Genomic DNA, 7,401 nt, shown 5'->3' with positions numbered 1-7,401 from the left:
GGCGGTTTCCGTGGCGGCGGCGGTGGCGGCTTCGGCGGCGGTCGTGGCGGCGGCGGCATGCCCCCCCAGGTCGTCGGCGAAGGCACCGGCGTCGTGAAGTTCTTCAACGCGCAGAAGGGCTTCGGCTTCGTCGTGCGCGATGACGGCGGCGAAGACGTGTTCGTGCACATCTCGGCCGTCGAGCAGGCGGGCCTGACCGGTCTGGCCGAGGGTCAGCCGCTCGGCTTCACCCTGGTCGATCGCGGTGGCCGCATCTCGGCGACCGAACTGAAGATCGAGGGCGAGCCGCTCCCGGTCCAGGATCGCGCGCCCCGCGAACCGCGTGAAGGCGGCTTCGGCGGCGATCGTGACCGTGGCCCGCGCGGTGGCGCGGCCGGTGGTTTCGGTGGCGGCCCGCAGCGTCAGCTGACCGGTGAGAAGGCGACCGGCACGGTCAAGTTTTTCAACGCGATGAAGGGCTTCGGCTTCATTCAGCGCGACGACGGACAGCCCGACGCGTTCGTCCACATCTCGGCCGTCGAGCGCGCCGGCATGGGCTCGCTGAACGAAGGCGATCGTCTGCAGTTCGAGATCGAAGTCGATCGTCGCGGCAAGTATGCGGCCGTGAACCTGCAGAACGAGGGCTGATCCCCTCGGCTGAATAAGCCTCCCTTTTCGGGCGACAGGGCCCGGCGTCGCATCGCTGCGACGCCGGGCCTTTTCGTTTGGGAGCCTGATGACGTCACCCGGACCGCCCGTAAAAAAGGGGGCGCTTGCCAGTCCAACTCGCCGGGAGGATAGGGCTTGGGCGCAATCCCGTGACATCATGCGCTACCCCGCCGCGTTGATAGGGGCGTGCTCGCCCGCGCCAGTCATTCGCCGATTGGCTCGACCGGAAGCCGCGTGCCGGTATCCAGCGATGGGCGATGAACCATCGCGCCCCCGCCGCGTACCCTGTTCGGACTACAAACGAACGGACCGCCCGATGTCTCGCCAAACCTTGCCGCCCCCTGTCCGCCTGCTCGGCCCTGCCGGTATCGTCCCGCAGGCGATCTGCGTCGCCATCGCGCTTTTCCTGCCTGAATATCGATTCGTGGCGGGGATGGCCGGCGGGCTCTATGCCGCGCTGATCCTGTCCTTCCTCGGCGGACTGTGGTGGATCGAGGCGCTGATTCGCGGCGACCGGCGCACCACTCCCTATGTTGTCGCGGTGTTGCCCAGCCTGATCGCCTGGGCCGCGTGGCTGGCGCCGCTCGCGGGGCTGACCGGCATGGCGGGATCATTGCTGGTGCTGGGCCTCGTCATCCTGATCTCGCCGATCGCGGACAGGAGCATCGGCCGGCTGGCGAGCGATATGCCCGGATGGTGGCGACTGCGCTGGGGATTGTCGATCGGGCTGGGCGGGCTGACCCTGCTGCTGGGCGTGCTTTTGGCTTAGGCTGGGCGGCTTGCCCTGTCAGTCTTGCCTCTGTACTGATCGGTACAACAGCAAGCGCCATGGAGAAGCATGATGCGTCCGCCACTCCCGCCGTTCACCACGCAAAGCGCCGTGCAAAAGGTGCGCGCCGCCGAGGATGCCTGGAACAGCCGCGATCCCGAACGGGTGGTGCAGGCCTATACGCTCGACTGCGCATGGCGGAACCGGGCACAGTTCGTCACCGGCCATGGCGAGATCGTCGATTTCCTGCGCGCCAAATGGACGCGTGAGCTGGAATATCGGCTGATCAAGGAATTATGGGCGCAGGAGGGCACCCGGATCGCGGTGCGCTTCGCCTATGAATGGCATGACGATAGCGGCCAATGGTATCGATCCTATGGCAATGAGAATTGGGATTTCGCCGAGGACGGCCGCATGGCGCGCCGGATCGCGTCGATCAACGACCTGCCGATCCCGGAGGAGGCGCGGCTGTTCCAATGGCCGTTGGGCACGCGTCCCGCCGATCATCCGTCGCTGAGCGACCTGGGGCTGTAACGCCATGGCGCGGATCGTCGCCGAGCGGGCGGACACGCTGCCGGGCCTCATCGAGGCGTTTCGCGAGCATGGCTATGCCGGGGCCAGCCTGTCGACGATCGGCGCGGCGACGGGGCTGGGGCGGGGGAGCCTCTATCACTTCTTCCCCGGCGGAAAGCGCGAGATGGCTGAGGCCGTGTTGGCCGACATCGCCGCCTGGTTCGAGACATCGGTCTTCACGCCGCTGGCCGACGCGGAGGACCCGCGCGCCGGTATCGAGGCGATGATGGTCGCGATCGACCGCTATTTCCAGTCGGGACGCCGGGCGTGCCTGATGGGCGCCTGGGGACTGGGAGCGACGCGCGATCCCTTCGCCGAGGCGATTACCGACTATTTCCAGCGCTGGATCGCCGCGCTTCAGGCCGCGCTGATGCGGGGCGGGGTGGCGGCGGATCATGCGCTGACGCTGGCGCAGGATGTGGTCGGCGGTATCCAGGGCGCGATCACCCTGTCGCGCGCACTCGACGATCCGGGGCTGTTCCGCGCGACGCTTGGGCGGCTGACGGCGCGGCTCTACACCGCGCTCGCCAGCGCCGGGTGAGGCGGGGGCGGCCAGCGCCCCCACCCATTCAGATCGCAGCCAGCGCCTGTTCGCAGTCGGCGATCAGGTCGTCGGCATCCTCGACGCCGATCGAGATGCGCACCAGATTGTCGGTGATGCCCAACGCCGCCTTGCGTTCGTCGGGGACCGACAGATGCGTCATCGCGCCCGGATGGCTGGCCAGCGTCTCGGTCCCGCCCAGGCTGACCGCCAGCTTGGCGATGCGAAGCGCGTCGAGGAAGCGGAAGGATTCCGCCTCGCCGCCCTTGAGGTACAGCGAGAAGGTCGAACCGCCGCCGGTGCAGTGGCGGCGATAGATGTCGGCCTGCCGCTCCAGGCCCGGCGTGCCTTCGAGAAAGCCGAGATAGCCGACCCGCTCGACCTTGGGGTGATCGCGTAAGTAAGCGCAGACCTTGGCGGCATTCTCGCCCGCCCGGCTCATCCGCAACTCCAGCGTCTCCAGCGAGCGGAGCAGCATCCAGGCGGTGTTGGGGTCGCAGATGGTGCCGATGGTGTTGCGCATCGAGCGGATGGTGGCGATGTGCGCCTTCGACCCCAGCACGCCGCCAGCGACCAGATCGGAATGACCGCCGGCATATTTGGTCAGCGAATAGACGACGAGGTCGGCACCATGCTTGAGCGGCCGCTGCCAGAGCGGACCGAGAAAGGTGTTGTCGATCGCGATCGGTGGCTTTTCGCCCGCATCGGCAAAGGCCGCGTCACGCGCCGCCGCCACGGCTTCGATGTCGACCAGCGCGTTGGTCGGGTTGGCGGGGCTTTCCAGATAGATCATGGCGACCCGGCCGAGCGCGGCGGCCTTGGCAAGCACCGCATCGATCTCCTCGCGGGTGGCGCCGGCGGGGAAGTCGAGCCACTGGACCCCGAACCGGCCCAGGATGCGGCCGATCAGCGTCTCGGTCGCGGCATAGAGCGGGCCGGAATGGACGATCACGTCACCCGGCTGGACCATCGACAGGAACAGGGTGGCGATCGCCGCCATGCCGCTGGAAAAGGTCAGCGCATCCTCCGCCTCGTCCCAGATGGCCAGGCGATCTTCCAGGATTTCCTGGTTCGGCCCGTTGAAGCGCGAATAGACCAGCCCGTCCGCGCCGCCGGGGCGCTTGCCCGTCACGCCCTCGAAATGGCGCTTGCCGGCGGCGGCGTTGGGGAAGACGAAGGTCGAGGTCAGGAAGATCGGCGGCTTCAGCGAGCCTTCGGACAGGACCGGATCGAAGCCGTGGCCCATCATCAGCGTCGATGGCTTCAGCTTGCGGTCGCCGATGGTCGTCGCATCGCTCTTGCGGTCGGCCTTGGCGGGGTCTTTGGGCGGGACACCGGTCAGATCGGATTCGGTCGGCATGTCGGTCTCCTTGCGAACGGATGCCGCTGTATCGGCGGCCATGTCCCGAGGATAACGCGACAAATGGCTTTGGCGATACTCAGCCCAGGCCGATCAGCGAAATCTGGCGGCCATAGGAGGGTTCGCCGCGATGGGTGGCGCGGCGGAAGCTGAAGAAGCGATCCTCATGCGCATAGGTATCCTCGCCCAGCACGGCGACGCGGGTGATCCCGGCGGCGGCGAGGCGGTGGGCGACATAGGCCTCCAGATCGAACTGATAATGGTCCGCACGGGTGCCGTCTGCGAAGAAGCGTTCATTATCGGGATCGGCCTCGGCGAAGCGGCGCAGAAAGCCGGCATCGACCTCATAGCTGGCGCGCGCAATGCACGGGCCGATCGCGGCGGCGATCCGGTCGCGCCGTGCGCCCAGCGCTTCCATCGCCAGCAGCGTAGCGTCGGTGATCCCGCCCAGCGCGCCCTTCCACCCGGCATGGGCCGCGCCGACGACGCCGGCGTGAGGATCGGCGAACAGCACCGGCGCGCAATCGGCGGTCAGGATGCCGAGCAACAGGCCCGGCCGGTCGGTGACCAGTGCGTCGCCATGCGGGCGGACATCGTCCTCCGGCGGGGTCAGGATCGTCACCGCCTCGGCCGAGTGGATCTGATAACAGGTGATCAGCCGTGCACCGGGCAGCACCGCGTCGCGCGCGCGGCGGCGATTCTCGGCGACCGCATCGGCGTCATCCTCCGAACCCAGGCCGACATTCAGCCCGCCATGAATACCCGCCGACACGCCGCCGCGCCGCCCGAGAAAGCCGTGGGCTACATCGCCGAGCAGCGGCGTGCGAAGCGCTTCGATGGTCATAGCGACAGCCTCATGATCCGGTCCTCGTCGATCGTGTCGCCGACGGGAAAGTCGTAGCGACCGACATCGACGAAGCCGTAGCGGGCGTAAAAGGCCTTGGCGCGGTGATTGTCGACATAGACCGACAGGATCAGGTCGCTGGCACCGCGTGCCCGCGCGGTGGCGATGGCCCAGTCCATCAGCGCCGGACCGACGCCTTCGCCCAGATGGCGCGACAGCACATAGAGCTGGTAGAGTTCGACCGCCGTTTCGGGCCAGGTGCCGGGAAAGCCGACGGGGCCGATCTTGGCATAGCCGATGATCGCCGCGTCATCGGTGGCCAGGCGGATGGCGAAATCGGGGTCGCCGATTTGGGCAGGCAGACCTTCGGGGCCGAAGGCTTCGTCCAGAAATGCATTCAGGTCGGCGGGCGGATAGAGATGGCCGAACGTCTCGGTGAAGGACGCGCGCGCCATCGCGGCCAGCGCCTCGCCATCACCGGGCATGGCGTCACGATAGGCGATCATTCGCCATACCCCGCCGGCACCGGCCAGTCGGGCCGCGCCACCGCCAGCGCGCGAAACAGCGTACCCATGTCCTGCATCAACCGGTTGCGGTCGGCGAGCAGCGCGTCGGCCCGGTCGGGATGCGCGCGGGCGAGGCTGGCGGTGCGCTGGTCGATGCCAAGCGCGCCGAGCAGATCGCGCTGCGTCACCGGGCCGAAGGCGGCGAGGCCCGAGCCTTGCGCGGCGGCGGCCAGCGTCGTGAAGTCGACATGCGCGCTCAGATCCTGTTCGCCCGGCCGGTCGAAGGGATTGGCGAACGCATGGCCGCGCACCGCCTGGAGCGTGTCGGCGATGGCGGGGCCTTCATAGCCGTAATCGACGATCAGCGCGGCCCCGCCCTGCGCTGTGATCCGCGCGGCAAGCTGGCGCATCACCGCGACGCTGGCGGGGGATACTTCGATGACGGACCCGGCCTCGGCTTCGCGCAGGGGTTCGGGGATGATCTCGGGCGGCACCGGCGGGCCGGCGATCGGCAGGAACAGCAGGTCCTGCGCCGCGACCAATCGCTCATGCCAGCCCTCACCGCGGCGGACGAGCTGGCGGATGGGCAGCGCATCGAAGAACTCGTTGGCGACGACGATCAGCGGGCGGTCGGTGGGCAGCGTCTCGACCGTGTCGTGCCAGATGGCGTCGGCCACCCGCTCGGCCTGGGCGGTGCGCAGCGTCGCGCTGGTCTCGACGAAATGGATGATGGGGTGGAATCCCGCCTTGGCCATGGCGCGCCGGGCATCGGCGGCCAGCGTGCCGCGCCCCGGCCCCAGCTCGACCCAGTGCACTTCGGGCCGCCCCGCGCGGTCCCACAGGTCCGCACACCACAGGCCGACCAGCTCGCCGAACATCTGGCTGATCTCGGGGCTGGTGGTGAAGTCGCCGCCTGCGCCCAGCGGATCGCGGGTGCCGTAATAATGCGCATTGGCGGCGGCCATGAACTGCGCCACCGGGATCGGCCCGGCCAGCGCGATGGCGCGGGCGAGCCGTTCGGGCAGTGCGTCCTCGGGCTCGGGCTTGTGATCGGCGGGGGGGATCAACGGGTTGGTCATGCCCCCGCTCTGCCGATCCGACCCCTTCGCCGCAAGGGGATCAGGAAACGCTGTCGGTGCCCGCGATCGGCTCGACCCGGACGCGGCGCGCCTTGGCGGAGTTCATCAGGTAGAGGCCGCCCAGGATCATCGGCACGCACAGCCACTGGCCCATGTGCAGTCCGGTCATCTCGGCGAACTGGCGAAGCTGCTGGTCGGGCTCGCGGAAGAATTCGACGATGAAGCGCGCAATGCCATAGCCGAGCAGGAACAGGCCCGACAGCTTGCCCGGATCGTAGCGCGCCTTGGTCCGCCAGAAGGCGAAGCTCATCACCGCGAACAGGATCAGCCCTTCGAGGCCCGCCTCATAAAGCTGGCTGGGATGGCGCGCCGGGTCGGGCAGGCCGAAGGGCACGGTGCGCGGGAAGATGATCGCCCAGGGCACGTCGGTTGGCTTGCCCCACAGCTCGCCATTCACGAAATTGGCGAGGCGGCCCAGGAACAACCCGACCGGCGCGGTGCAGACCAGATAGTCGAGGATGCGCAAGCCCTGCAGCTTGTGCTTGCGCGCGAACAGCCAGACGCCGAGACCGACGCCGATCGCGCCGCCATGAAAGCTCATGCCCCCGTCCCACAGCCGCAGGATGCGCAAGGGATGCAGGAACATCTCGGGCGCGTAGAAGATCACATAGCCGATCCGCCCGCCCAGGATGATGCCCAGCGTGGCGTAGAAGACCAGATCGTCGGCATGGGTCCGCGACATCGGCGCACCCGGCCGGTCGAGCATCTTGCCCAGATACCACCAGCCGAACAGGATGCCGGCAATATAGGCCAGGCTGTACCAGCGGAGCGTGAAGAAGCCGATCGAGAAGACATCCGGGTGCAACCCCAGATCCTCGAACCGGATATGGCCGCTGGCGGCCGCGAGCATGGGCAGGATCAAGCGTGTTTCCCTTATCTCTGGCCCGCTCTCATAGAGCGGCGGAGCGACAACACCAAGACCATGGGTTCGGTGCCCTTGTGGCGGGGTTGGGGTGGGGCGTGGCCTTCGACTTCGCTCAGGCTGAACGGAGGTGGGAAATGGTTCTGGATACAAGAACCC

9 protein-coding genes are annotated in these 7,401 nt (G+C 68.0%); 4 read left to right on the top strand and 5 right to left on the bottom strand.

Annotation, left to right across the window (positions count from 1 at the left end):
* The 4 genes from ACQKJZ_RS16900 to ACQKJZ_RS16885 form a co-directional block, all read left to right on the top strand.
* Positions 1–627: cold-shock protein (locus tag ACQKJZ_RS16900; protein WP_427732589.1), on the top strand; the 627-nt coding region annotated here is incomplete at its 5' end.
* A gap of 337 nt (positions 628–964) precedes the next feature.
* On the top strand, positions 965–1,417 hold the full coding sequence (locus ACQKJZ_RS16895) for a DUF3429 family protein (RefSeq protein WP_427732587.1): 453 nt from the start codon (positions 965–967) through the stop codon (positions 1,415–1,417).
* 69 nt (positions 1,418–1,486) lie between these two features.
* Complete coding sequence (locus ACQKJZ_RS16890; RefSeq protein WP_427732585.1) at positions 1,487–1,951, top strand: DUF1348 family protein; 465 nt, start codon at positions 1,487–1,489, stop codon at positions 1,949–1,951.
* 4 nt (positions 1,952–1,955) lie between these two features.
* Positions 1,956–2,531: a TetR/AcrR family transcriptional regulator gene (locus tag ACQKJZ_RS16885; RefSeq protein ID WP_427732583.1), complete on the top strand. Its 576-nt coding sequence runs from the start codon at positions 1,956–1,958 to the stop codon at positions 2,529–2,531.
* Positions 2,532–2,559: 28 nt separating this feature from the next.
* On the opposite strand, the gene ACQKJZ_RS16880 is transcribed toward ACQKJZ_RS16885, so the two are convergent.
* The 5 genes from ACQKJZ_RS16880 to lgt all read right to left on the bottom strand — a co-directional run bounded on the left by ACQKJZ_RS16880 (position 2,560) and on the right by lgt (position 7,242).
* On the bottom strand, positions 2,560–3,891 hold the full coding sequence (locus ACQKJZ_RS16880; protein WP_427732581.1) for a cystathionine gamma-synthase family protein: 1,332 nt from the start codon (positions 3,889–3,891) through the stop codon (positions 2,560–2,562).
* Between the two features lie 79 nt (positions 3,892–3,970).
* A complete protein-coding gene (gene pgeF / locus ACQKJZ_RS16875) occupies positions 3,971–4,735 on the bottom strand; it encodes a peptidoglycan editing factor PgeF (RefSeq protein WP_427732579.1) in 765 nt (254 codons plus the stop codon).
* Entirely contained in the window at positions 4,732–5,241 is a 510-nt protein-coding gene (locus ACQKJZ_RS16870) for an N-acetyltransferase family protein (RefSeq protein ID WP_427732577.1), read from the bottom strand. Before ACQKJZ_RS16870 ends, pgeF begins: the two co-directional genes overlap by 4 nt.
* Positions 5,238–6,320 carry a class I SAM-dependent methyltransferase gene (locus tag ACQKJZ_RS16865; protein WP_427732575.1) on the bottom strand — a complete coding sequence of 361 codons (1,083 nt, stop codon included), beginning with the start codon at positions 6,318–6,320 and terminating at the stop codon, positions 5,238–5,240. The genes ACQKJZ_RS16870 and ACQKJZ_RS16865 overlap by 4 nt, the downstream gene beginning before the upstream one ends.
* Before the next feature lie 40 nt (positions 6,321–6,360).
* Positions 6,361–7,242 (bottom strand): prolipoprotein diacylglyceryl transferase, encoded by an 882-nt coding sequence (gene lgt / locus ACQKJZ_RS16860; RefSeq protein WP_427732573.1) that lies wholly within the window; start codon positions 7,240–7,242, stop codon positions 6,361–6,363.
* Positions 7,243–7,401: the final 159 nt, after the last annotated feature.

This window comes from Sphingomonas sp. NPDC019816, assembly GCF_050274375.1.
In the GTDB taxonomy this organism is placed as follows: Bacteria; Pseudomonadota; Alphaproteobacteria; order Sphingomonadales; family Sphingomonadaceae; genus Sphingomonas.
Note: the sequence above shows the minus strand (reverse complement) of the source record. Positions and strands in the feature narration are given on the sequence as shown.

Coding starts and splice junctions, on each gene's coding strand:
- ACQKJZ_RS16865 (WP_427732575.1), bottom strand. CDS start 6,320: ATGACCAACCCGTTGATCCCCCCCGCCGATCACAAGCCCGAGCCCGAG.
- ACQKJZ_RS16890 (WP_427732585.1), top strand. CDS start 1,487: ATGATGCGTCCGCCACTCCCGCCGTTCACCACGCAAAGCGCCGTGCAA.
- pgeF (WP_427732579.1), bottom strand. CDS start 4,735: ATGACCATCGAAGCGCTTCGCACGCCGCTGCTCGGCGATGTAGCCCAC.
- ACQKJZ_RS16895 (WP_427732587.1), top strand. CDS start 965: ATGTCTCGCCAAACCTTGCCGCCCCCTGTCCGCCTGCTCGGCCCTGCC.
- ACQKJZ_RS16880 (WP_427732581.1), bottom strand. CDS start 3,891: ATGCCGACCGAATCCGATCTGACCGGTGTCCCGCCCAAAGACCCCGCC.
- ACQKJZ_RS16870 (WP_427732577.1), bottom strand. CDS start 5,241: ATGATCGCCTATCGTGACGCCATGCCCGGTGATGGCGAGGCGCTGGCC.
- ACQKJZ_RS16885 (WP_427732583.1), top strand. CDS start 1,956: ATGGCGCGGATCGTCGCCGAGCGGGCGGACACGCTGCCGGGCCTCATC.